The sequence below is a fragment of the Truepera sp. genome, assembly GCA_032027045.1.
GTDB lineage: Bacteria > Deinococcota > Deinococci > Deinococcales > Trueperaceae > JAAYYF01.
Genome location: JAVSMU010000001.1, coordinates 2,707,492 through 2,733,130 on the forward strand (window position 1 = coordinate 2,707,492; position 25,639 = coordinate 2,733,130).

The following is a 25,639-nucleotide window of genomic DNA, read 5'->3' on the forward strand; positions in this document are numbered from 1 at the left end:
CTACGTTGGTTCGTGTCTCGAATGGGAAGTCGGCGTACCTACCGACAGGTACTAAGCGGTGGACCCCGCCTGTTGGACAGTTCCTCTTGGTTCTTAAGTTCTAGCACAGGCTCATGACCTGCGCTTGGGGTTGGCTCGGTCCCGGCAGCAGTAGCGTTGCCTTRGCYGCTGGTAGCGAGYGGGTGTAAGCCTCGAYYGGGGTTTGGTCCTCCARGCTCGAATGGAACCTGTCAGCGTTGTAGTAGTCCAGGTARTTRCTGATGCATTGCCGGGCTTCCCACACGCTGTCGTAGGCCCGCAAGTAGACCTCCTCGTGCTTCAACGTCCACCAGAAACGCTCGATGAAGACGTTGTCCCTCCAGGCGCCTCGACCATCCATGCTGATCTGCACGCCAGCCGCCTGCAACGCGCTGGTGAAGGCATTGGCAGTGAACTGACTGCCAGCGTCGGAATGATGGATGACGCCCTCGCCGGTGAACTGCGAATCGAAGCGGCGCCTCGCGGTCACCGCCTGATCCACCGCCTTCAGGACGAGATCCTCGCTCTGGCTGCTGGCGATGGTGAAACCCAGGATGCGCCGACTGCCGGCGTCCTGCAGGAACGACACGTACACGGTTCCCTCGCTGGTCCTGACGTGCGTGAAATCAGCGACCCACACGATATCCGGCGCGCCGTTATCCCATTCGCGCCGCACCAGGTCGGGATAGCGCTCACGGCCCGCTGCGCGTTTGGTGGTGATCACGCGCCTGAGCCGCGAGCGGCCCCGCACCCCAGCCATCTTCATGAGGCGCGCCACCTGATCACGTCCCAGAGCGTGCTGCAAGCGGTTCAAAGCGTGCCACATCTTCCTGACCCCGTAACAGGAGTAGTTGGCGGCGTGCACCTGCCGCACCAGCGGCACCAGGCGCTCGTCGGATAGGGCTCGCGCTGAAGGTGGGCGCTTGATGGCCGCGTAGTACGTGCTGGGGGCGATCTGGATCTCCATCTCGTTGAGGATCTCACAGATCGGCTCGACCCCGAAGCGCGCCTTGTACGCGTCGATGTAAGCGACGACTACTTGAGTTTGCGGTCGAGCTCCGCCGCCGCGAAAAACGCCGAAGCGGTCTTCAGAATCTCGTTCGCCCGCCTCAGCTCCGCGACTTCCTTGCGCAGCACCTTGATCTCCTCGCGCTCGGCCGTCGTCACGCCCGGCTTCTCTTTCGCGTCAACGCGCGCCCTATCGACCCAGCCGCGGATCGTATCGGGCGGCACGCCGACAAGATCGCTCAGGTGCCGCAAGGACGCCCTGGCAGCCTCCTGCGGCTCTGCTTCGCGGCGCTCGTAGAACACCCGGATGACCCGCTCCCTGGTTTCCTGGTCGTACTTCAATCGCATGCTCCATTCTCTCCTTTCGCGTGAGAACGGAGCCTCTACGAAACCCAGGGCAGTTCAGTATCGGCACTCGTCCAGGCCGTTCGAAACTCTCTGGCGGCGGGCGAGCGCGTAGTGGTGCATTGCCGTGGCGGGCAGGGCCGCACGGGGACGATCGCCTCCATCGCGCTGTGCACGTTCGGGCACGCACCCGACGAAGCTATCCGCCTGGTGCGTGAAGCGCAGCCGCGCGCGGTCGAGAACCATACCCAGCAGGCGTACGTGCGGGAGGCAGGCATTCGCTTGGCGCCCAGGAGCCCCAATGTGGTGGCCGCGGAACATGTGCCGGCGCGTTCTTCAGCGGCGCTAAACGACGCTGCCGACCGCAGCCGCGGCGCCCTGCTCGGCCTGGCTGTTGGCGACGCCCTGGGAACGACCCTGGAGTTCAAGCAGCCCGGCACCTTCGAACCCCTTACCGACATGGTGGGTGGCGGGCCGTTCAACCTTGAGGCGGGCGAGTGGACCGACGACACGAGCATGGCCCTATGTCTGGCGGAGAGCTTAGTGGAGAAGGGGGGCTTCGATCTGCTGGATCAGATGGAGCGGTACGTGCGGTGGTGGCGCGAGGGGCACTTCAGTGTCAAGGGTTACTGCTTTGACATCGGCAACGCCACAAGTGCGGCCTTGCGGCGCTTTGAGCAGACGGGCGAGCCGTTCTCGGGCTCGACCGATAGGTACTCGGCGGGTAACGGCAGCATCATGCGTTTGGCGCCTATGCCAATAGCGTTTGCACATGATCCGGTTGAGGCGATCCGCTTGGCGGGCGAGAGCTCGCGCACCACTCACGGCGCCCGGGCCTGCGTGGACGCCTGCCGCTATATGGCCGGCCTGATTGTTGGGGCCATCAACGGTGCTAGCAAGGAGGAGTTGCTCGCCCCTTATTTCACGCCGAGTCCGGGTTCGTGGGAGGAGGGGCCGCTGTGCGACGAGGTGGCTGAGGTGGCGGGTGGGTCGTTTTTGCGTAAGGAGCCGCCTGAGATTCGGGGGAGTGGGTACGTGGTGGCGTCGTTGGAGGCGGCGTTGTGGGCGTTTGCGAGGAGCAGCTCATTCGAGGAGGGCGCATTACTGGCGGTGAACCTGGGTGATGATGCTGACACCACTGGCGCCGTGTACGGGCAGATGGCGGGCGCCTACTACGGTGCCACCGGGATCCCTGATAGATGGGTGGAGTTGCTTGCGCTGTCCGACCGCATTGAGAAATTCGCGGATCAATTGGTCTTCGAGGAGTAGGAAATTAAAGTAACCGATTAACGAAGGAAGGAAGCGCATAGGGTCTGCAAGGGTTTACTCGAAAAGTTCTCAGAAAGAATTCTACTGAGCCTGGTGGAAGCAGAGAGAATGGATTTCTATATTCCGGTCTGGATGGCCACGTCAACTAATTACCGACCCCCGAGGCCTCATCACGTACGTACCTGTCACGCTGTTGAATACAGGTGTCCACCCAGCCTCGCCCATCTCGTACTCGCCTGTCATGGGGTTTAGAATTGGCACCGCTCCCCGGAGTCGTAGCACCCATTCCCCATTTACTGGGTTCTTCACTGGCTTGCTACCTACCGGAGCAAACTCGAAAGCGCCCGTCACCGGGTTCGCTTGCAGAGTCCAGTGTTCGGGAACCACATCTACTTTGCCCGTCACCGAATTGGCTTTATGCATAAGTCGCAAGAAAGTCCCCCTTGCCGCTATCAATGAAGTGGGTCACGCCCACTCTTGCTCAGTTGCAACCCGTGGTCTCAGGTTAGTAGCGCCAAGACCAGCTCTTGCATTCGTATGAATGTGAAGATGCTGTCCGACGCAAGAGCCTCAGCAAAGAACTTTGTCGGCGGAAGAGGCTATCTAGACGTCGCGCTCAGGGCATCAGGGCAATAGTAAGTTATGCCCAGAATCACGGACGACGAATCCAATCGAGTCGATCGATTCTTGAATGCATTCAATGTAGTGGAAGGTGAGGTGCGGAAGAGAACCGGAGTTGGAGCGGAGGTTTCTTTCCGGGAGGCATCGCGCGCCTTAGCTAGGAACCAAGGTTGGTGGCAAGCACATGAACCGTTTATGAGTACCTTTGCCGAAATCAGAAACTTCCTGGTTCATACCCGTACTCGCCCAGAATTCGTTGCGGCTGTGCCTCATCCAGACACGGTCGATCGTATCGAGCGAATCGCTGAATCTCTGGCCCGGCCTAAGCGGGTCACTCCCACGTTCAGAACTGAAGTGGCAGCCTTTAGCCCAGATCAACCGCTTACCGACCTCCTAAGGATAGTTCACGAAAGGGACGTGACGTTCTTCCCAATTGTCGGCAGCGACGGGTTTCAAGGGCTCATTACCGGAAATGGAATCATGCGTTGGTTAGCCTGGTTAGCTGATGAAGATCCTCTAACTGATCTCTCCGAGATACCTGTGTCGAGCATTCTAGGCTTCGAAGAAAGCAGAACTAACTACCATTTCGTGCCTCACGACACACCGGTCCTTGAGGCTTTTGACCACTTCCGTCAGCGCCCGGAACTAGAGGCAGTCTTGATCACTCATAACGGCAGGGCGTCTGAGGCGCTGCTAGGCATCATCACAATCTGGGACGTGACGAATCGAATGGTGGATTGATCGAGCGTCTGCGATTGGGAACCAAGTGATTCTAGGTGCCAGATTCTGAGGCCCTAGACTGGACGACGTTGGCCCACTTCAGCGGCGCGCTGAGATCTATAGGGTTTCGAGTGTTTGCCCTGGGTACGTCCAGAGGCTAGGCTGCGTCATTGCCTGTCGCATATTCATGAGATCATGTAGATGATCTTAGGATCCCATCATGCTCGGGGCACGGCCTGTCATAACGTTGTCAGCAGCGAAAGGTAATGATTATCGGAGGCTACAGCTGGTGGGTTGTAGACAGAAATACGTGATGATGAATAAGGACGATGCATGAACGAGCCTCATCTCAGGCGACTTCTTCAGCTTAGGCTGGCCGTGTCCTATCTAGGAGAACGCGCTCAGTTCGCGTGGTGGTCCACAGCGTTTTTCGAGGCCGCAAGTAAACAGTTCCTGGAGCCCGTGTTTCCAAAGACGGCTTTCTGGGCCCAATATCATGGTGTGGTTGAAGCCGGTCGGCGCGTCCATGACGAGCGCCTGAGCGTGGGAAGTTTCCACCTATTTAGGCTGCCAGAGGAACTCGAGCAGGACCTATTAGCCGAGTTGAAGCGCGTAGCAGGGTCTGAGGTCGCCTCGTTGGCGCCTAGTGGTAAGGACGAAGCATTAGAGACGCTGCGTGATATCTCTGGCGCGACCAATGGGGATTCTTCCGAAGGCCCCATGCTCGTTGGGGAAATGCACCAGCTATTCGAGCCAGAGGCTATTACTACGGTTGCAAGGTCCTATCTGCGTGCGTTCCTGCACGGGATGCAAGTGTTCCCATACTTCGACGGCAAGCAGTGACAGCAAGTATAAAGTACGACACTAACCTGGCCATGGGCCTGGGCCTAATAGACGAAACGAAGGTGTTGTTGGATGCCTGGGAGCCTCCCATGAGCGCACCTGAACTTTACGAGGTAATTCTGGAGTCTGGGGCCCTGTCACGGATATCCGCGTACCGCCTCCGCAATATCGTCGTACGGGCTTTCGGAAACCGATACCTCACCGACGATGGCAAACCAGCATCGGCCCTAAAACATCTGGTCACCGCCCTGCCTGCTTCTCAGCTCGAGCAGCTCTTCTATCTCTACACGGCGCGCGCGAACCGGATCTTCGCGGACTTCGTCAGACAGGTCTACTGGCCGGCATACCAATCGGCAGCCTCATTCCTGACCAAGGCTATGGCGGAGACGTTCATCTGGCGGGCGATCGACGACGGCAAGACGCCTTCCCGCTGGGCCGACGGACAGGTGATGCGCGTCGGGAGGTATCTCACCGGATGCTGCACTGACTTCGGGCTACTTGGGCCGCCGTCAACTGCCGGCCGGCCCCTACGCTCCTTCTCGATCGAACCGGACGTGGTCACCTACCTCGCCTACGACCTCCACTTCAAGGGCATCGGGGACAACACGCTCCTGTCGCATGAGGACTGGAGCTTGTTTGGGTTGGAGCGTCAGGACGTTCTCGAGGCCCTGAAGCGCAACTCGTTGAAGGGCCACTTCATCGTCCAGGCAGCCGGTGACGTGGTGCGGATCGATTGGAAGCACCGTGGAATGGAGGCGCTCTGCGATGTACTCGCTCAAGGCTGATTTCGACGAGCTCCGGACGCGAATCCGGCAGGGTCGCGAGCTGAACCATGCCAGCTTCGAACCGATCTACTACCTGGTGTTCCCACCGAAGCAAGTTCTAGCGGTGAAACGCCAGACGCCAGCCTGGATCTCGAGGCTCAAGCAGGACGGCTGGAACGTCAAGACCCTATCGATGGCGGAGGAGATCGACCGCATCCTCAAGGCCGATGGCAGACGTAACCTATGGCTCCAGATGGATCGCCAGGCGCCACTCAACTGGAAAAGGACCAACGACTCGCTCGCCAATGCCCTTACGTATGACAACCGACTCGTCGAGAGCCTGAAGTCTGCACTCCGGTCGATGCAAGAGGACCCAAAGGGCTTGCTGCTCGTCACGGACCTCGAAGCGCTGCATCCCTACATCCGCATCGGCGCCATCGAGGGGCATCTACAGGGCGAGTTCAACGTACCTACCGTCTTCCTGTACCCGGGCGTGCGGACCGGCAAGACCAGGCTTAAGTTCCTTGGCTTCTACCCCGACGACGGAAACTACCGCTCCGTCCACGTCGGCGGCTGATCAGCGAGTTCGGGGGAGTAGAGATGACGACCATCAGTACGCTGTTCGACCCTAGTAAGAACATCTACCGGTCGATCGAAAAGGTAATCACCTACGGCGCGGCGCAGGAAGATCGCCTAAAGGCGGAGATCTCCGAGTACGTAGTCACCGACAACATCGACGAGCAGTTTCGTAAGCTCCTCGATCGCATGCAGCTCGCGATGGACACCGGCGGCAACAACGAGATCGGCGTATGGGTCTCGGGCTTCTACGGCTCGGGCAAGAGCTCGTTCACCAAGTACCTGGGCTTCGCCTTCGACGAGTCGATCACCGTCGATGGCGCGCCGTTCGTCGAGCATCTACACGCGCGCTTACGAACTCCACAATCCAAAGCGCTGCTGAACTCCGTCGTGAAGCGTTTCCCATCTGCCGTAGTGATGCTGGACCTGGCAAGCGAGATGCTGGCGGGGTCGACGATGGCGGACGTTTCCACCGTCCTGCACTACAAGATCCTTCAGTGGGCGGGCTACTCGCGAAATGTCAAGGTAGCAGCGCTCGAGCGCAGAATCGAGAAGGACGGCCGCACCCAGGAGTTCGAGGAGAAGCTCGCCGCCGCGCTGCCGGGCGTACCGTGGAAGGAGCTCCAGAATGACCCCCTCGTGGTCGACGGTCTCGTGCCCCAGATCGCACACGAGATGTACCCGACGCTGTTCCCAGACGCCAAGTCGTTCTCCACTAACACGGAGGGGTTCTCCCAGTTCGAGGCCGAGCGCGTGCAAGAGATGCTCGACATCATCCGCGAGAAGAGCGGCAAGGAGAACGTCATCTTCGTCATCGACGAGGTCGGGCAGTACGTTGCCTCCCGCGACAACCTGATCCTCAACCTCGATGGGTTGGCGAAGAACCTCAAGCAGCTCGGCCAAGGCAAGGCGTGGCTCGTCTGCACCGCGCAGCAGACGCTCACCGAGGATGACCCGCGGGCAAGCCTCAACTCGCCTCAGCTATTCAAGCTCAAGGACCGCTTCCCGATCCAGATCGACCTCGAGTCGAGCGACATCAAGGAGATCGTCTACCGTCGCCTGCTGGGTAAGTCGCCGGCCGGCGAGACGGAACTGTGCCGCCTGTTTGACACCCAAGGCCAGGCCCTACGGCACAACACCAGGCTGCAAGACGCGAAGTACTACGACGCGGACTTCACGCGCGAGACCTTCACTAACCTCTATCCCTTCCTGCCAGCGCACTTCGACATCCTGCTCCATTTGCTAGGCGCCCTCGCGAAGTCCACTGGGGGCATCGGCCTCCGATCCGCCATCAAGGTCATCCAGGACGTCCTTAGGGGCGAGGGCGGCAGCGGAGCCATGGCCGATCAGCCGGTAGGTTGGCTGGCTACGTCGGTCACGCTCTATGACGAGCTCGAAACGGACATCAAACGCGCCTTCGCTTCCGTGCACCAAGCCGTGGGCAAGGTGAAGATCCGCTTCCCAGACTCGCAGATCCACCACGACGTGGCCAAGACGGTCGCAGTTCTGCAGATCCTCGGCAACCTCCCGGTGACGCTGCACAACGTGGCTAGCCTCATGCATCCTTCCGTCGACGCACAATCGCAGCTCGACGCGGTGACGGCGGCCGTACAGGAGCTCCTCAACGATCCGCTCGTGCCTCTGGGCGAGAAGGACGGAAATCTAGTATTCCTGAGCGAGAAGCTCCGGGACATCGAGCAGGAACGCGGAGCCATCCCGCTACGCACGGTGGAGGTCAGGCGGGTGTTCAACGAGGCGCTCCGGGCGACGTTCGACCCGCTACCGCGCGTGACGCATCAGGGCTCGATGACGGTGGCCACAGGCCTGAAGGTCCTGGGGGCCACCGGGCCCAGCGCCCTCGCTGGCGAGCAGAACACCATCCAGACCATCGTCGAGGCGGTGCCGCCGGCCGAGTACGAAACCGCGAAGAGCCGGCTCGTGGAGGAGTCGCGCAACCGTTCCGAGAGGAATTCCATCTGGCTGCTCGCCCGCGTAGGGCCAGAACTCGACGACTTAGCCGGGGAGATCTACCGCTGCCACCGCATCGTTGAGCTGCACCGCAACGAACCCGACCAGGAGGTCAAGGACTACTGCGCGGGGCAGCTCGAGCGCGCTGCGAGGCTCGCCACACAGCTGCAGAGCAAGATCAAGCAGACGCTGCAGGCTGGCTCCTTCGTGTTCCGGGGTCAGGCCACCGCGGTGTCGGCGCTGGACACTGACCTCCTCGAGGCCTCGAAGAAGCTTCTGTCGGATGTTTCGGCCCAGGTTTTCGACCGGTACGTCGAAGCCCCGGTGCGCGTAACCACCGATGTGGCGGAGAAGTTCCTGAAGATCGCTAACCCGGCCGCCATCACGAGCGCGCTGGACCCGTTGAGCCTAGTGCAAACGAGCGCGGGCTCGCCCAAGTTCGATACCGACCACAAGGCGATCGTCAGCATCCGCGATTACCTCGAGAAGCACGGCTCCGTCGAAGGCAAGCGGCTGCTCGACCACTTCAGCAACGACCCCTTCGGTTGGTCGCCAGATACGACCCGTTACATTCTCGCCGCCATGCTGATGGCGGGCGAATTGAAGCTGAAGGTCTCCGGGCGGGAGGTCACGGCTGCTGGGCAACAGGCCGTTGAGGCGCTCAAGAGCAACAACGCCTTCAAAAACATTGGGATTTCGCTGCGCGATGAACGTCCTTCCAACGAGACGCTGAGCCGGGCCGCTGTACGACTGACCGACCTGTTGGGCGATACGATCCTGCCGCTAGAGCAGGAGATCAGCAAAGCGGTAGCAAAGAGCTTCCTCAAGTTCCAGCACGACTACGCACCGTTGGCAGAGCGACTCAACAGTCTAGGAGTGACAGGCAGCGAACGTGTCCGTAGCCTGAACTCCGAAATCGCCGATCTGCTGTTTACGGACGCCTCGGACGCTCCCACGCTCTTGGGAGCCGAGGCTTCGTCCCTGTACGACAACCTCACGTGGGCCCAGGAAGCTAACAGTGCGCTTCGGGATGGGCTGGAAGAAGTTCTGAGGGATCTGCAAGTACACCGATCGGAGATCGGAAACCTGCCGGACACCGGAATCCCCGGAGAGCTACGGCAGGAGGTAGCCCCTGAGTTAGAGGCGCTGTCCGAGCGACTGGCCTCCGAGGAGTTCTTCAATCATGCGAACGACCTTCATTCGCAGCTCACGAGCCTCAAGGCGCGTGTGCGCGAGGCAGTTGAGAAGTTGTCGGAGCGCCAGCAAGCAAGGATAGAGGCGGCTGCTGAGGAGCTGGAGAAGACGTTAGGTTGGGAGGAGCTGAGCCAAACGGAGCGAGCCGGCGCGGTAGCCCACCTCGAATCGTTAGTGATCGAGGTAAGCCAGGACCTTGCAGGCCTCAAGAAGCTGCTCACGCGTGATTACGACATCGGCAGCACGGTAGAGGACCTGAAACGCTCCATCCAGCGGCAGGGCCAGGAACGCCTCCGTGCGCGCTTGGAGGAGGAGCGGGAGAAGGAAGGGAAGACGGGGCCTTCGAAGCTGTCGAAGACCGTGAAGGTACCCGCGAAGGCAACTACCGCCGCCGACCTCGACTCGGTGATCAAGACTCTCAATGAGATCAAGGCCCAGATGGGTTTCTACGCTGAGGCCGACATCCGCTTCTCGGTCGATGAGGGTGGTAACTGACCATGGCGTTCGATCAGGCTACCCGCAACCGCCTTCAGCGCCTCGTGGGCGAGGCGCGCGCTCTGCTCGAAGAGGAGTTCGCGCGTCAGCTACGGCAGGACTTCGGCTTAGACCCGGACACTGGCTCGCTAGCTCAGCTCGACAGCCTGCGCCACATTGACGACGCGCAACGCGAGACCGCGCGCATCCTCCGGGCCACCCTCGCCCACTACATGGCTGGCGGCGGCACGACCGCGGCGCAAGGGCTGGACCGCATCGTGCGCGAGCAGGCCTTCACGGTGTTCAACCGGCTTGCTGCGTTGCGCATGGCTGAGGCCCGCGGCTTGCTGGTTGAGTCGGTTGGCAACGGGTTCAGGGCGATGGGATTCCAGCTGTACTCTCGCCTTGCCGGTAGCGGCCTGGGCGAGACCGGTGAGGCCTACCGTGTATACCTGTTCAGCGTGTTCGATGAGCTGGCGCAGGACATGCCGGCCCTGTTCGACCGGTACTCGCCTCAGGGGCGCCTCTTCCCGCGTGAAACGACGCTACTGGAGTTGCTGGACCTTATCAATAATCCAGAGATCGAGCCGCTATGGTCCGAGGACGAGACCATCGGCTGGATCTATCAGTACTTCAACTCGGCCGAAGAACGCCGCGCGATGCGCAAGGCGAGTCAGGCGCCCAGGAACAGTCGGGAACTGGCGGTACGGAACCAGTTCTTCACGCCACGCTACGTGGTGGAGTTCCTGGTGGACAACTCCTTGGGGCGGCTGTGGTTCAACGCCACTAGAGGCAAGACCGAGCTGCGTGACCGGTGCCGGTACCTGCTGGTGACCCCTGACGAGGAGCCGGCACCCACAAGGAAGCTTAGAGACCCACGGACCTTGAAGCTCCTTGATCCGGCGTGCGGCTCCATGCACTTCGGCCTATACGCCTTCGACCTGTTCGAGCAGATCTACAAGGAAGCGTGGGATTGGGAGCAAGAATGCGGACCGGGATCGCTTGATTTTTCGACGCATCCAGATTCCGACTTCGGGCCTATAAGCAACACCTACGCTGATGAAGCCGAATTCCTACGGGACGTTCCCAGGCTCATCATCGAGCACAACCTCTACGGTGTCGACATCGATCCGCGAGCGGCTCAGATCGCCTCGTTGGCGCTCTGGCTTCGTGCCCAGCGTGCGTGGCATCAAGCCGGCGTGAAGGCTAAGGAACGTCCGGCTGTCGGCCATGGCAACGTGGTGGCTGCAATCGCCCCGCCTGCCGAGAAGGCGCTTCGTGAGCAGGTAGCGGCCACCCTCGACTCCCGAGACGCGACGCTGTTTGAGGAGAGCCTCAAGTTCTTGGAGGACGTGGCCGAGATGGGAGTGCTCCTACGGGTGGAGCAAGAGATTCCTAGGCTCGTCCGGAAGGTTTTTGGAGAGCACGGGCAACTCTACGAAGAGCAAGACGCCGAGCGCTGGAGCGAAGCCGAGGCGCGACTCCGTACCGCCTTAACAGAGTTCGCGCAGGCTTCACAATCTACTTTCCAGGGACGGCTCTTCGCCCAGGACGCGATGCAGGGGCTTCGGCTGATCGACCTATGCCGCGAGGTCTTCGATGTTGTCCTTATGAACCCGCCGTTCGGTGCGCTACCCGCGGGGGCGAAGGCGCATCTCACCAAGGCCTATCCGCGTAGTAAGAACGACCTTCTAGCGATCATGGTCGAACGAGGCCTTGAGTTGATGCGTTCTGGAGGGCGCCTTGGGGCCATAACCTCGCGCACGTGCTTTTTCCTTTCGAGCTACCAGAAGTGGCGAGAGGAAGTGGTGCTAGGCATCGCCCATCCTGAGGTCATGGCCGATCTAGGGCATGGGGTGATGGATGACGCGATGGTAGAAGCGGCGGCCTATGTGCTGGAGAAGCGCGCGTGAGCTACTTTTTGAGATTGCTGAGTGAAGACGACAAAGCATTGGCGCTGGCAGCGGTAAGCGAACGCCTTCGGGTTGGCAATAGAGACACAAGAAAGTTCTTTGTGCAGCCAGAGGCCTTTGATGCGGTGCCCGGCAAGCCCTTTGCGTATTGGGTTGGCGAAGAGGTGCGTGAGGCCTTCCGTCGCTTACCTTTGTTTCAAGGGGACAGCCGAGCGGTTAAGCAAGGACTAGCCACAGCGGATGACTTTCGATTCGTGCGTGGTTGGTGGGAGGTTTTAGCCAATGTTGGGAATGAAGGGTGGTTCTCATTTGCTAAGGGAGGCGCCTTCTCACGGTTCTATGCAGATGTCTATCTGGTGGTTAACTGGCAGGCCGAAGGAGCAGAGCTATCCTCGTTCGCTGGGAGCGTAATTCGTAATCCTGGGTACTACTTCCGCCCCGGATTGACCTGGCCCCTGCGCACGCAGAGCGGGTTGAGTATTCGTGCGTTACCGAGGAATTCGATTTTCGGACACAAGGGCCCATGTATATTTGTAGCAGAAGACGATCATCCTGCATTGCTAGCGCTGCTCGCCACTGCGAATAGCCGTGCTTTCGGTCTACTTGTATCTTTGCAGATGGCTTTTGGCTCTTATGAGGTTGGTGTTATTCAGCGGACGCCGGTTCCTAACCTGCTGCCTGAGCAGGAAGTGGAGTTGGCCGCTTTGGCTCGGCGTGCGTGGTCGTTGAAGCGGGCTTTGGATACGACGACGGAGACGTCGCATGCGTTCTTGTTGCCGTTGGCGTTGCGGGGGCGTATTGGGGGGTTCCATCCCGCTGCGATCGAGGCGGAGTTGGCGCATATTCAGGCGGAGATCGATGAGATAGCGTTCGACCTTTACGGCTTCTCGGCGGCCGATCGTTTGGCGGCGTTGGAGTCGGTAGGTGGGGGTCAGGCTTCGGATGAGGAGCCTGACGAAGAGGAGGAAGCTTCCGAGCCTGAGGCGCCGCCGGTGGATGGGTTGTTGTCGTGGGCGGTGGGGGTGGCTTTCGGGCGCTTCGACTGGCGTTTGGCGACGGGCGAGCGGGCGGCGCCGGCTGAGCCTGAGCCGTTCGATCCCTTGCCGGCGCGGAGCCCGGGCATGTTGCAGGAGGGAGCGGAGCCGTTCCACGCGCAAGCTGGCATCCTGGTCGATGATCCGGGGCACCCGCATGACTTGGCGCGTCTGGTGGAGGAGGTGCTGGTGCGGGTGGATGTGGCCGTGCCAGACGAGGTGCGGCGCTGGCTTGGGCGTGAATTCTTCGAGTTCCACCTGAAGCGGTACTCGAAGAGCCGGCGCAAGGCGCCCATCTACTGGCCGTTGTCCACGGCTTCGGGCAGCTACACCCTGTGGCTGTACTACCCTAGCCTGTCGGATCAGACGTTGTATAGAGCGGTGAACGACTTCGTGGAGCCGAAGCTTGGGCAGGTTGCGGCTGAGGCGCGAGCGTTGCGCGAGAAGGGGACGGGGCGGTCGCGGGCTGAGGAGAAGCGCTTCGAGGAGCTGCAAGCGTTCGAGCTGGAGCTTATCGAGCTGCGTGATGCGCTCCTGAGGCTCGCGCCGACTTACAAGCCTAAGCATGATGATGGGGTGCAGATCAGCGCGGCGCCGTTGTGGTCGTTGTTCCGTCACCGGGCATGGCAGAAGGTGTTGAAGGAGACGTGGGCGAAGCTGGAGAAGGGCGACTACGACTGGGCGCATTTGGCGATGAACTACTGGCCGGAGCGGGTGCGGGAGACGTGCCGGAGCGATAAGTCGCTCGCCATGGCCCACGGGCTAGAGGATCTTTACGAAGAGCCCGAGCCCGCTTCGAGCAGGCGAAGTGGACAGAGTGGGGGACCGAGCAAGTGAGCATCTTGCAGCAGTCGAGCAAAGCCCAGGACCGCACGTTAGGCGTTTGGTTCCAGGACATTCAGCAAGGAAGGGTGAAGCTGCCGCGCTTCCAGCGCTTCGAGGCGTGGGATCGCTGGCGGATTGCAAGCTTCCTGAACACCATCATCAATAACTTGCCGGTGGGGGTAACGCTTGCTCTTGAGGTGGCCGGTAAGGAGAAGTTCGCCTCCCGCTACCTCGTTACGGCCGAGCCGGAGAAGCCGGGAACCGTCACTCAGCACTTGCTAGACGGTCAGCAGCGGCTGACAGCGTTCTGGCGCGCAATCCACAACAACTACGAGCAAGAGACATACTTCGTCTTCGTTCCACAACTGGCCGAAAGTAGTGACCCTTCATCTGATGCGTTGGAGGTGCGGTTCGTAAGGCGCTGGAACAACAAGAACGGTCACCGGATGCCTAGGTGGGCCGACGAGCCAGCGCAGTGCCTGAGGAGGGGTTATATCCCGATCTCGCTTCTGCGGCCGGGAGATATGGCCGTCGAGATCGATAGGTGGATAGATGCTGCTACCTCACCCCTACAACCCTCACCGCAGGACCCGGATGTCGGCACTAAGTACGTGGCCTATTTCGAGAAGAAGAGCCAGATAAAGGCGGAGATAACCACGATGCGCGAGCGGGTAACGCACTTCAACCTGCCCTATCTTTCGCTGCCGGCCGATACCAGCAAGGACGTGGCCCTTCAGGTGTTCATCAACATGAACACGAACAGTAAGCCGCTTTCCCTCTACGACATAATCGTCGCCGAGGTCGAAAGCGTGGCCGGTAAGTCGCTGCACGCACTTGTAGAGAGCCTAGATCAGGCATGCCCCAAAGCGAGCCGATACGGGGAAGTTTCAGACCTGATTCTCACCACTTCGGCGCTACTACAGGACAAGCTTCCGAACACGCGTGGCATGGTCGAGATGGATAAAGGCCTGCTCCTCGAGTACTGGCCCAAGCTGCAGCGCGGACTCGAGCGGATGGCCTCGTTCTTAGAGGGCCAAGGAGTGTTCGACTCTATCCGGCTGCCCACCAATGCTGTCCTCGCAGTCATCGCTGCCGCCTACGATTCAATCCCCGATCATGGAGACTTCCTAGGCAAAGCGGAGAAGTTGTTGCGCCGCTACCTCTGGTCGGCGTTTTTCACAGACCGATATGAGAACTCGGCGGCCTCTCGAGCCTTCAACGATTTCCGGGCTTTGAAGGCATTGCTGAGCTCTCCGGGCTTCACGGAAGAGGAGGTCGACTCTGTACCGGTATTGAACCGTTCGGAGCACCCCCTTGCCGACGTCGATGCCATGATGGGCGCAGGGTGGCCAAGGTCTGCCGGTATCTTGGACCGGGGCATCCTGGCCGTAACGACGCGCCTCGGCGCTATCGACTTCGCGGATCACAAGAGCGCTTCATACGAGAGTATCCAGAACCGCGAGTACCACCACGTCTTCCCAGTGGCGTTGCTAGAGGCAGCTGAGCTTGACCCCGACGTAGCACTAAACTGCGCCCTCATAACCTGGAAGACCAACCGGATGCTGGGGCGTAAGGATCCGCTGGAATACCTCCAAGAGCGTATCGACTGGGCCGATGCCGATGTGGTGCAAGACCGTCTTCGTTCCCATCTGATCTCGTTTGATTTGCTCTCACGAGCCCGTTACGCAGACCTGGAAGGCGAGGCGCTACGGGAAGAGCTCAGCCCTGATTTCGACACCTTCCTGAGGCATCGCGCTAACCTGGTTCTGATCGCTGTCGAAGCGCTTACCAGAGGCCAAGAAGTAGACGTAAACGGTCTTTGGAGTCGGTTCGGCGACAAGAGCACGGGGACGTCCGAGTACATCGCATGAGCATCGTCGAGTTCATCCGCGAGCTTGTCCTGCGCCCACGCTTGCAGAAGACAGGTTGCCTGGTTGTGTACGACGCCGATGAGCGCTACCGCGACGTGTGCCTCAGCCTGGCTAGCGCCGAGCTGTGCGTGGTCGATGCCTCTGCCAGCAGCATCGAGAGTCGTGAACAGGCGTTGGCTACGCTACGCGACCTCGGCCGGCAAGGTTCGTCTCTGGAAGGGCTGCTGGTGTACGTTCCCACGAAGGCGCCGCGAACGGAAGATGAGAAGCAGGATGACCCCTTCGCCGTCTATGCGGAAGTCGGCGCCATGTTCCCGCAGGACGACGGTGACGAGTACCTGAGCCTTTGCCTGCGCTCTAAGCCGGACTACGCTACCGAGATCCGCAAGGTGTTCGACACGACTCCCGGTGGCCCGTCGTTCGCAGTCATCGATGCCATCGGCGGCGGCGTCGATTGGCCGCAGTTGCGGGCAAGCCTGAAAGCCGAGTCCTCGAGGGAAATCCTCCGCGCCCTACTGGCGCCAACCGTGCATCAGCGTGATGCCTTGGCGTCGCACGAAGGTTGGCAGCACGAGGCTCGCGAGTTCCTCCGCGCCAGCATCGGTCTCGACCTGAAGACGCGCAGCAAGTCGTGGTTGACCATCGCCGATGAGCTGTGGCGGTACGTGCTCTTCAGCGAGTTCGTGTTCGATCTTCCAGTGGCGCTGCCCGAAGCCTTGCAAGGCGTTCCACATGCTCCCGACACCGCCCGTTCGGTCATCGAGGACGTATGTACCCAGCTGCGTACCGACCCTTTCGGCCGCGCGGACTACATCGAACGGGCCCAAGCCATCGAGCAGGACCTCCATCTCGAGGAGCTCTGCGAGGGTATCGACGACCTAGGCACGCGGGATACCTTCCCGTTCGAAGAGCGCAGCCTTATGCAGGCAGCGATCAGAGGCCTGGCTAACGGCGACCTGGACGTTACCCGTCGAGTGCTGAGCACCCGCGAGGGTTCGGTGTGGGCCGGCAGCGGCGAGAGCCAAGCACAGTGGGAGCTTGTACGCGCCGGCATGAGCCTGGTGGAATCGTGCGAGGACCTTGAGCGGCAACTGCCGGCCCTCGTGCGGACGCAGGGCGATCTGATCTCCTTCTACCTGTCCAACTTGCGAGAAGCAGACCGTTTGCAGCGCGAGTTCGAGCAGGCGGCCGGTGACCTGCTGGACCCGTACGGACTCATGCAGGAGGTCATCGACCAGGCCCGGGCCAGGTACGGGAAGCTCATCGAAGTCGTGCAGGGTGCGTTCGTTAAGCACCTAGACGGTTCCGGGTGGCCCCCCTCGGGCCTCAACGCCAATGCCGACACTTTCGATCGCCTGGTGGCGGAGCCCCTCAAGGACAACGGGCGCAAGGTCGCCTACATCATGGTCGACGCCCTGCGTTACGAACTCGGTGTCGCGCTGCAGAAGATGTTGTCTGAGGACGGCCCGGTCGAACTCGAGGCCGCGTACGCCCAACTGCCGAGCGTTACGGCGGTGGGCATGGCCAGCCTGCTGCCCGGAGCGCATGCAGATCTCACCTTGAGGCAGGCGAACGGCGCTTTGGCTCCGTTCCTGGGTGAGAACCCCGTGACGAACGTTCAGCAGCGCATGGGCTACCTATCCAAGCGCTACGGTGACCGGTTCGCTGAGCTCACTCTCGCCGACTTCTCGCGTAGCAAGACCAAGGTCGCGGAATCGGTGGACCTCTTGGTGCTGCGTTCGACCGAAATCGACAAGCAGCTGGAGACCAACCCCGAGACCACCCTGGGCCTCATCCCCGCCACCCTAAGATGGATCCGCGCGGCAATCCACAAGCTCCGCGGTATGGGCTTCCAGGAGGCAATCGTTGTCACTGACCATGGCTTCTTCCTCAATGCGGCGTCGGGCGCGGGTGACGTGGGCATGAAGCCGCAGGGCAACTGGTTGGTGAACGCGCACGACCGCATGCTGCTGGGCGATGGTACGCCGGACGGGCACAACCTGGTTGTCGGCGCAGAGAAGCTCGGTATCAAGGGCGATTTCGCGCAGGTGGCCATGCCACGCGGGATGGTCTCGTACCGCTCGGGGCATCTCTACTTCCACGGTGGCGCCTCTCTGCAGGAGGCTGTGGTGCCGGTCCTGGTAGCTCGCCTTAGCTCGAGCGACTCGGCACAGACCCGCCGCGTCGATGTCGAGGTTTCTTACAAGAACGGTGCCAACCGAGTCACGACGCGCGTTCCTGTCATCGATGTAACGCTTATAGCGGACATGTTCTCCCAAGACAGGAGCCTAGAGATCCTCCTCGAAGCCCAAGACACCAAGGGGAACGTAGTCGGTGAGCCGCGCCCAGGCGGAGACGTTAACCCAGCCTCGCGGGCCGTTACTCTGGTGCCTGGCAGGCGCACGCAGGTAGTAATGCGCATGGACGAAGACTTCCGCGGTGCCTTCAAGATTGTGGCGCTGAACCCAACTACTATGGCGGCCTACACGAGCCTCGCACTTGAAACGGATTACGTGGAGTGAGTCGAATGGACGAACTGGACCAGAAGCTCAACGAGCGCTTCGACGGCAAGCTGCTCCGCAAGGACCTGCTGCACCGCATCAAAAAGGGAACCAACGTCCCTACCTTCGTGCTGGAGTTCCTGCTGGCCAAGTTCTGCGCCAGCAACGACGAAGCGGAGATCCAGGCCGGCATGGAAGCAGTGCTAGACACGCTGCAGGAGAATTACGTCCGTCCGGACGAGGCCAACGCCGCCCAATCGAAGGTTGCCACCAAGGGGAAGCACCGCTTCATTGACAAGGTGCACGTTCGCTACGTCGAGAAGGAGAAGCGCCATTGGGCCGCGCTGGAGAACTTCGGCTCGCAGCGCATCGCCATCTCTGAGAAGTACTACCGCGATAACGATCGCCTGCTGGAAGGCGGTATTTGGGCTGAAGTAACGCTGGCTTTCAACGAAATCGAAGACGACGACTACGCGTTCTACGTTGAGGACCTGCGACCCGTCCAGCTGGCCCGCTTCGACTTCGAGCAGTACGCCGAGGGTCGCAAAGCCTTCACGCGCGACGAGTGGCTAGCTACTATCCTGCGTTCAGTTGGCCTAGAGCCCACCAAACTCGACAAGCGCGTGCAGTTTCACTACATCGCGCGGCTAGCGCCGCTGGTTGAATCGAACTACAACTACATCGAGCTGGGCCCCCGCGGGACTGGGAAGTCGTACTTCTTCAGCGAGTTCTCCCCCTACGCCACGTTGATATCGGGCGGTCAGGCCACCAAGGCGACGCTCTTCTACAACAACGCACGCCGCAAGGTGGGCTTGGTTGGGTTCTGGGACACCGTAGCCTTCGACGAGGTCGGCGGGATCAAAGTCAAGGATCCCGACACCATCCAGATCATGAAGGACTACATGGCCAACGGCCGCTTCTCCCGTGGGGTCGAAGTGATCGCCGACGCCAGCCTGAGCTTCGTCGGCAACATCGACCTCTCGGTCGAGCAGATCGTGAACTCCAGCCAGTACGACCTGTTCCAGCCACTGCCGCCAGAGCTCGACCTGGCAGTAATGGACCGGTTCGCGGCGTATATCCCTGGCTGGGAGTTTCCCAAGAACAGCAGCGCCTATCTAACGAACCGCTTCGGCTTCATCACCGACTACTTGGCCGAGGCCTTCCACCACCAGTTCAAAGCCACCAACCGCTACGAAGAGGTGAGCCAACGGACCAAGCTGGGCAAGGCCATCGAGGGCCGCGACGAGAAGGGCATCAAGAAAACGGTATGCGCTTTCCTCAAGGTCCTGCATCCGGACGGCCCCCCGAGCGACGAAGAGTTCGAGGAGTATGTGGCCTACGCGGTGGAGTCGCGCCGGCGCGTGAAAGAGCAGATGAACAAGCGCAAACCGGACGACGAGTTCGCTCTGATCAACCTCTCCTACTTCCAGGCGAACGGTGAAGAAGTGGTCGTTTACTGCCCTGAGTCGAAGGACGCGATAGCAACGCAGCAGCCGGCGCATCGGCGGCAGACGAGTGGTGGCCAAGTGAGCGGCGAAACGGGGGCTGCTACGGAAGCAGTGGCGGTTGCCATTGCTCCCGAACCCGTGGCGCCTGCAGCGGAAGCGACCGTCGAAGAGGTTCAACCCGAAGAACTAGCCGAGAAGCACTTCACGATTCTCTACGGCGACACTGGGCATACCTACGAATCGATCTTCGGTCCCTACATGCGTGGCGCGAAGAGCGTCGTGGTGGAGGAACCCTACGTCCGTAGAACCCACCAGATTCAGAACGTCGTTCGGTTCTGTGAAACGGCGTTGAAGGCCGGAACCATCCGTAAGATCACGTTGATTATTGGGTACGACGAGGAAACGGACCTTCACGAAGTTACGGCGAAGCTGGACGACCTGAAACAGAGCCTGCTTGAGGTAGACATTGAACTTGACATCAAGCTCAACGAGAACCTGCACGATCGGGAGGTGCGGCTCGATAACGGCTGGACCATCAAGATCGGGCGGGGGCTTGACTTCTATCAGCCGCCGCAGAGTTGGTTTGAGGTTGGGGCTAGTGACCTAAGCCTGAGAAAATGTCTTGAAACGAAGGTGGATATTTTCCAGGCCGACGGCGTCTAAAGCCTTCAAGGCTATGCTCGGAGCTAGTACTTTCTACGCCTTCCGTAGGCTTTGTGCATTGCGTCGCTTGTGTCGGGCAGACGGCTATACTCCCGGCCCCTCTCAAAGCATCGGCCGCACAGGAAAGCGTAACCACTCTTTGCAATTACTAGAATTCGAGGCGAACCGAACTGATTGCAGTATGCGCAGTTGAGTCTAATACTGGTCCTCGACTTTGGTGCCGCTGAGCTGAGTACAGGCCCCTTGGCTCTTTTCCCACCGATCGTACCTAACTGTTCTGATCGGCTTAGCTTCCGCCAGCGGATGATCGCCTTTTGCACAACAGGGCTTGCCCTCTTGAAGAGGCTTTCCTCGCGTTTACATATCTTCTCTTCGTCCGAGCTGGAAGAGCGCATGCCGAGTGAACCTTGAGCCTTTGTGCCGGCAACGTGCACTTCAGTTGCGACGCGGACGCGTCTTCGGCCTGCTAGTCGGTAGCCGCGATCGAATAGGACCTCAGAAGGCCACGTCGCAAGAAAACTGATCTCAGTCACAGAGCCTTTAGCCTTACTCCGCAAGTTCTCGTGTCCTTGTGCCTTGAGCCAATCGAGTTCAGTTACCAGCTCAGCCTGTTCCATCGACTTCTTTACTAAGATTCTCATTCTCGCGATAGCCCCCCAGCCCAGAATGTGAAGATGTGTCAACGCCGATTGTTCCAGGATATCAGCCCTGGACCCCATTCTTAGACAGGCTTCCCTTGGTTCCTAAGTATTACCACGACTCCAACGGTGCAGGGCCAGAGACCAAGCTAGTAGGGGGCGGAGCCGATAATGCGGCAACCGGCAGGTTCTGCTCGTAGGCCTGAACAGGCGTGAGCTTGCCGAGGCTGGAGTGCCGCCGTTCGTGGTTGTAGTACTCGATGTAGGTCCCGATGCCCTCCCTGGCGACCCGCAGGTCGTCGTAGGCGTGCAGGTAGACGTGCTCGTATTTCAGGCTCCACCAGAAGCGTTCGATGAACACGTTGTCGCGCCACGCGTCCTTGCCGTCCATGCTGATCTGTATGTTCTGGGCCTCCAGAACGCTCGTGAAGGCCTGCGAGGTGAACTGAGCGCCTTGATCCGTGTTGAAAATGGTCGGTCTTCCGAAGCACCCCAGGGCCTCCTCGAGAGCCTCGACGCAGAAACGAGAATCCAGCGTGTTGGAAAGCCGCCAGGCGAGGATGCGGCGGCTATGAACGTCCATGATCGCCACCAGGTAGCAGAAGCCCCTAGCCATGGGGATGTAGGTTATATCGGCGGCCCAAACGGCATTAGCGGCGCTGATGTCAACCCCCCTCAACAGGTACGGGAACACCTTGTGCCCCGGCCCGCGACCGGCCTTCGTGGTGCGCGGCTTCGGGTAGATGGCGCTGATACCCATCTTCAGCATCAGGCGCCGCACACGCTTACGGCTCACCCGCCGGCCATGCAACTTCTGCAGGTCCKTCGTGATGCGCCGCGAACCCTTGAACGGATGCTGAACGTGAATCTTATCGATCAAGTGCATCAGCACCAACTCGTCGCCGTCGACGCCCTCTACGGCCCGGTAGTAGGCCGTGGAGCGCGGCACCCGCAGCAGCTCGCACTGCCGCTTGACGCTCAGCTCCGGCCGCGGCCCAATCAGGCCCTTRCGCTCGCTGGGGGTCAGCGCTTCAACGCTCTGGACAAAAAATCGCGCTCCACCGTCAACTCCCCGATCTTCGCATGCAAATCCTTGATGACCGCCTCACCATCMAGCCGACTGTCAGCCGGGCTCTCGAACACGGCCACSGCGCCATCCARCAACTGCCGCTTCCAGGCMSWSACYTGRTTRGCGTGCACGCCGTACTCGCGGGCGATCTCAGCCGTGGTGCGCTCCTCACGCGCCGCCTCCAACGCCACCTTCACCTTGAACGCAGGACTATGATTCCGACGCTTCCTCGACACAACAACACCTCTCTCACGAGCCTACAGGCTCAACCTAAGAAGGTGTCCAACTAATGGGGACCAGCGCTCTACTCGGCGAAGCCAAGCGCCAAGCAAACATAGAAGTACTCGTGCCCAGGGATTTGCACACGAAGCTAACCTTACAATGCCCGACGCAGGCGAAGGCCTCCGGCGAGCCCCGTATGCCAGGTGGCTCACGGAGCTTCTAGCGAGAGACAGGAGTGACGCAATCTCCAGATCGGCATGTGCACCGCGAGCTCCAGCTCTAGCATCCGAGGTAACCAGCGCCCTACGCGTTCGGCGCCGAAGAGGCGTGCATCACGTGAGAAGGTCGTCATCGAAGGGCGGTCGGCGAGTTCTAACATGCGGCCCCAAACCCGAGGTTGCGTGCAACTGGCGGTGCTTCACGAGGTACACTAGCCGAGCGAAAGTTGTTACGGACGGATGTGGGTAGTGACCAACCAGGGTCGCATAGACGTTGTGATCATAGGGGCAGGCGGGTTCGGCAGGGAAGTACTTCAGTATGCCATCGACACGGGTCGGTTCGAAGTCAAGGGGTACCTCGACGATCGCAGTCCTGGTGAGCTGAAAGTCCCCTACGGCTTGCCGATTCTCGGCACCGTCGCCGGCTATGTGCCGGACCCTGGCGAGAAGTTCCTGCTAGCCGTCGGCAATCCGGCCACGAGGTCGAGGATAGCCGCGCGGTTCCTGGCACATGGGGCGAGCTTCGAAACGATCATCCACCCGAAGGCGTACGTTTCATCGACGGCCACCATCGGCGTGGGTTGCGTCGTGGCGCCGTTTGCCTCCGTGGGAGCGTCGGCGACGATAGGCGATTTCTGTCAAGTCCATTTTTACGCGTCGTCTGCGCATGATTCCGTCGTTGGGCGGTTCTCGGCCCTCTCCCCCTACGCCGTGGTGAATGGCGGCAGCAGCCTAGGCGAGGGTGTGTTCCTTGGCACTCGAGCCACCGTGAACCCCATGAAGGCGGTGGGCTCACACTCCAAGGTGGCCGCTGGCGCTGTCGTATATCAGGACGTCCCTGCCTGGTCCTTGGCTGCGGGCAATCCCGCGAAGTCGCGGCGCTTGATGTCACCCGATGGTGACCGAGCCGAAGCCCAAGAAGGACCTTCATAGCGTGCAGCCTGAAGGTACGGTGGGTCGCTCGGCGCACTCGCGATAGAATCTCCACACGAATGCGGTAGAATCTCGGACGTTAGACAACGTCGAATTACCTCGTTCCCAGTCAACACATTCGTCCTGCCCAGAAACGCCTCATAGAAGGGGGCAAAATCGATGCCTAAGAAGAGACTCGGCCTAGGAGTCCTGCTACTAGGATCCCTGATCCTACTAGCAGCCTGCACCACTCCACCAGTCACCAAGCCCAAAGCATTCAGCTTCACAGACATCACGGCCGCCGAACCCGGCGCCATCATCACCAGCGCCACAGTGACAATCGACGGCATCACAGGACCAGCACCAGCCAAAGTAACCACCGGCGGCACCCTGATCATCAACGGCCTGGCAAAAGGAACCTCCACCACCGTCCTCAACGGCTCCAAACTCGCCGTCCGCGTCACCGCAAGCAACACCTACGGCGCCACCGTCAGCGTCACAGTCGACGTCGGCGGCCAAAAAGCCACCTTCAAGGTCACCACCCGCGCCGCTCACACCACCCCAGGCGAACTAACATTCCCACCCATCACAGACGCCGAACCAGGCGCCACCGTGACAAGCAATGCCGCCATCGTCAGCGAAATCGAAGTCCCCACCACCATCACCGTCACCGGCGACGGCAACCCAACCCTACTAATCAACGACACCCCATCCGGCACCTCAGCCACCGTCGAAGCCGGCGACCAAGTCAAAGTCCAACTCACCGCCAGCGACGACTTCGGCACCGAAACAGTCGCAACAATCACCCTCGAAGGCGTCGCCCCCACCAACTTCACCGTCACCACCCGCGCCGCCATACCAGCAGCCATCACCCTCACCACCACACCCCCCAACATCACACAAGCCACACCCAACCAAACAATCCAACTAGCCTGGACCATCACCGGCGACTTCAACAAACTCGTACTCTCCACCACACCAGCCACCACCCTCCAAGACCTCCCAACCAACCCAACAGGAACCACCAACGTCACCATCCCCAGCAACACGCCCGACATAACCTACACACTCACCGCCACCCACACCCAACTACCCGGCATACCAACCACCGCATCCACCCCCAACATCACCATACCCCTCTGGGTATGCACCAACCCAACCGACGAAATCACCTTCGCCGACCCCTCACTCGAGGCGCAGTACCGCCTGATGCCTGAAATACCGGACACGGGCCCCCTCACCTGCGCAGACGCAAAAGGCATCTACCACTGGGAAGTAGAAGGCTGGGAAGACGTACCGGGTGACGTCGCGTCACTAGTCGGCATCCAACACCTCACGAACCTCGAATGGTTCCGAGCACAATTCAACGAGATCTCCGACCTGACCCCACTCGCCAACCTCACCCACCTCATGCACCTCGACCTCGACGGCAACCGCGTCACCGACGTAGCGCCTCTCGCCGACTTGACGTTGCTGGATTACCTGGGTCTCTGGGACAACGGCGCCGTCCGGTTCGACGAAGCCACCCTACCGGCCGACGTTGACGAGTATTGCCGCGACGGCATCACCGACATCAGCCCGCTCGCCAATCTGGTCAACCTCGAAACGCTCTACCTCAGCTGTAACAACATCGAGGACATATCGGCGCTGACGAACATGTCGCAACTCGACATTCTCTACTTGATCAGCAACCGGATAACGGACATCGCCCCGCTCGCGGGTAAGCCCAACCTAAGAGTGCTCAGGCTGAGCGACAACCTCGTCGGAAGCGACAGCGGCGTGTTCGCCGGCATGACGGACCTGCAATGGCTCCAAATCGCCTACAACCGCCTCCTCGACCCGAGCCTCACCGGACTCCAAGGGCTCCAGAACCTCTACGCCATCGATCTAGAGGGCAACTACTTCAGCGACCTCTCCCCCCTGATCAACAACACGGACTTCCCCGCCCCTCCCCCCGCCACGTTGGAACCGCAAGAGCCACTCGTGGCAACCGTTTCGATCGGCTACAACTGCATCGCCGATCCAGCGGCCGTAACGGCGGCCTTCGTGCTCAAGGGTGTCGCCGTCGTCGGTGGGCCACCAGACATCCAACGCGCACCAGGCAACTGCGCCGTCGGCCCGACGGGCACAGGCCTCGATTCGCTCCAGCAGCAGATGCTGCAGCAGTACCGTGAACGGATCCATACGCGCTGAATCATTCAGCTAGCTCGAGCTAGCAGCCAGAAGGCTCGGGAGGTGGGGCAGAACGCCGATTCCGGCGTCGCCCCACCTCCTTCTTACCTGCCACGGCTTTGCTCCAGCGTCCTCGCTTACGTCATCGCGGCGCATCGGTGCCAGTGATCTCGCGCATTGGCCGGTACCAGCGACCCAGTAAGCTGACAGACGACACCCTCGGTTCTAGCCGACAGTAGCCTCATAGAAGGGGGCAAGATCGATGCCTAAGAAGAGACTCGGCCTAGGAGTCCTGCTACTAGGATCCCTGATCCTACTAGCAGCCTGCACCACTCCACCAGTCACCAAGCCCA

16 protein-coding genes and 1 other annotated feature are annotated in these 25,639 nt (G+C 60.5%); of the genes, 13 read left to right on the plus strand and 3 right to left on the minus strand.

All coding sequences use genetic code 11. The features are described from left to right. Positions 1–100: 100 nt before the first annotated feature. The gene (locus tag ROY82_12255) at positions 101–1,042 is read right to left on the minus strand and encodes an IS3 family transposase (protein MDT3683231.1); all 942 of its coding nucleotides are present in this window, start codon (positions 1,040–1,042) and stop codon (positions 101–103) included. After that, positions 965–1,096 (minus strand) — a sequence feature (AL1L pseudoknot). (Overlaps the previous gene by 78 nt.) Continuing rightward, entirely contained in the window at positions 1,054–1,374 is a 321-nt protein-coding gene (locus ROY82_12260) for a hypothetical protein (GenBank protein MDT3683232.1), read from the minus strand. Its footprint overlaps the feature before it by 43 nt. Before the next feature lie 111 nt (positions 1,375–1,485). On the opposite strand from ROY82_12260, the gene ROY82_12265 reads away from it, so the two are divergent. The 11 genes from ROY82_12265 to brxL all read left to right on the plus strand — a co-directional run bounded on the left by ROY82_12265 (position 1,486) and on the right by brxL (position 20,055). Then, positions 1,486–2,640 (plus strand): ADP-ribosylglycohydrolase family protein, encoded by a 1,155-nt coding sequence (locus tag ROY82_12265; protein MDT3683233.1) that lies wholly within the window; start codon positions 1,486–1,488, stop codon positions 2,638–2,640. A 642-nt stretch (positions 2,641–3,282) separates the two neighbouring features. Then, positions 3,283–4,002: a CBS domain-containing protein gene (locus tag ROY82_12270; GenBank protein ID MDT3683234.1), complete on the plus strand. Its 720-nt coding sequence runs from the start codon at positions 3,283–3,285 to the stop codon at positions 4,000–4,002. 312 nt (positions 4,003–4,314) lie between these two features. Continuing rightward, positions 4,315–4,824 carry a BrxE family protein gene (locus ROY82_12275; GenBank protein MDT3683235.1) on the plus strand — a complete coding sequence of 170 codons (510 nt, stop codon included), beginning with the start codon at positions 4,315–4,317 and terminating at the stop codon, positions 4,822–4,824. Further along, complete coding sequence (locus ROY82_12280; GenBank protein ID MDT3683236.1) at positions 4,821–5,609, plus strand: DUF1819 family protein; 789 nt, start codon at positions 4,821–4,823, stop codon at positions 5,607–5,609. Before ROY82_12275 ends, ROY82_12280 begins: the two co-directional genes overlap by 4 nt. After that, on the plus strand, positions 5,590–6,165 hold the full coding sequence (locus tag ROY82_12285; GenBank protein ID MDT3683237.1) for a DUF1788 domain-containing protein: 576 nt from the start codon (positions 5,590–5,592) through the stop codon (positions 6,163–6,165). Before ROY82_12280 ends, ROY82_12285 begins: the two co-directional genes overlap by 20 nt. Positions 6,166–6,188: 23 nt before the next feature. After that, a complete protein-coding gene (gene brxC / locus ROY82_12290; protein ID MDT3683238.1) occupies positions 6,189–9,821 on the plus strand; it encodes a BREX system P-loop protein BrxC in 3,633 nt (1,210 codons plus the stop codon). Between the two features lie 44 nt (positions 9,822–9,865). Further along, on the plus strand, positions 9,866–11,713 hold the full coding sequence (locus tag ROY82_12295) for a hypothetical protein (GenBank protein ID MDT3683239.1): 1,848 nt from the start codon (positions 9,866–9,868) through the stop codon (positions 11,711–11,713). Further along, complete coding sequence (locus ROY82_12300) at positions 11,710–13,584, plus strand: hypothetical protein (protein MDT3683240.1); 1,875 nt, start codon at positions 11,710–11,712, stop codon at positions 13,582–13,584. Before ROY82_12295 ends, ROY82_12300 begins: the two co-directional genes overlap by 4 nt. Next, positions 13,581–15,443 carry a DUF262 domain-containing protein gene (locus tag ROY82_12305; protein MDT3683241.1) on the plus strand — a complete coding sequence of 621 codons (1,863 nt, stop codon included), beginning with the start codon at positions 13,581–13,583 and terminating at the stop codon, positions 15,441–15,443. Before ROY82_12300 ends, ROY82_12305 begins: the two co-directional genes overlap by 4 nt. Beyond that, positions 15,440–17,965, plus strand: a complete 2,526-nt coding sequence (locus tag ROY82_12310; GenBank protein MDT3683242.1) for a PglZ domain-containing protein — start codon at positions 15,440–15,442, stop codon at positions 17,963–17,965. The genes ROY82_12305 and ROY82_12310 overlap by 4 nt, the downstream gene beginning before the upstream one ends. 5 nt (positions 17,966–17,970) lie before the next feature. Beyond that, on the plus strand, positions 17,971–20,055 hold the full coding sequence (gene brxL, locus ROY82_12315; GenBank protein ID MDT3683243.1) for a BREX system Lon protease-like protein BrxL: 2,085 nt from the start codon (positions 17,971–17,973) through the stop codon (positions 20,053–20,055). Positions 20,056–20,805: 750 nt separating this feature from the next. Here the strand turns inward: brxL and ROY82_12320 are convergent. Next, positions 20,806–21,998, minus strand: a protein-coding gene (locus tag ROY82_12320) for an IS3 family transposase (protein ID MDT3683244.1) whose coding sequence is annotated in 2 segments (ribosomal slippage) — positions 20,806–21,719 and positions 21,719–21,998 — 1,194 coding nt in all. Because the reading frame shifts where the segments join, the coding sequence is not laid out codon by codon here. A gap of 453 nt (positions 21,999–22,451) precedes the next feature. Between ROY82_12320 and ROY82_12325 the strand changes: the two genes are divergently transcribed. Together ROY82_12325 and ROY82_12330 are read left to right on the plus strand one after the other, a co-directional pair. Next, a complete protein-coding gene (locus tag ROY82_12325) occupies positions 22,452–23,135 on the plus strand; it encodes an acetyltransferase (protein ID MDT3683245.1) in 684 nt (227 codons plus the stop codon). 159 nt (positions 23,136–23,294) lie between these two features. Further along, positions 23,295–25,307, plus strand: coding sequence for a leucine-rich repeat domain-containing protein (locus tag ROY82_12330; GenBank protein MDT3683246.1), 2,013 nt, complete (start codon positions 23,295–23,297; stop codon positions 25,305–25,307). Positions 25,308–25,639: the final 332 nt, after the last annotated feature.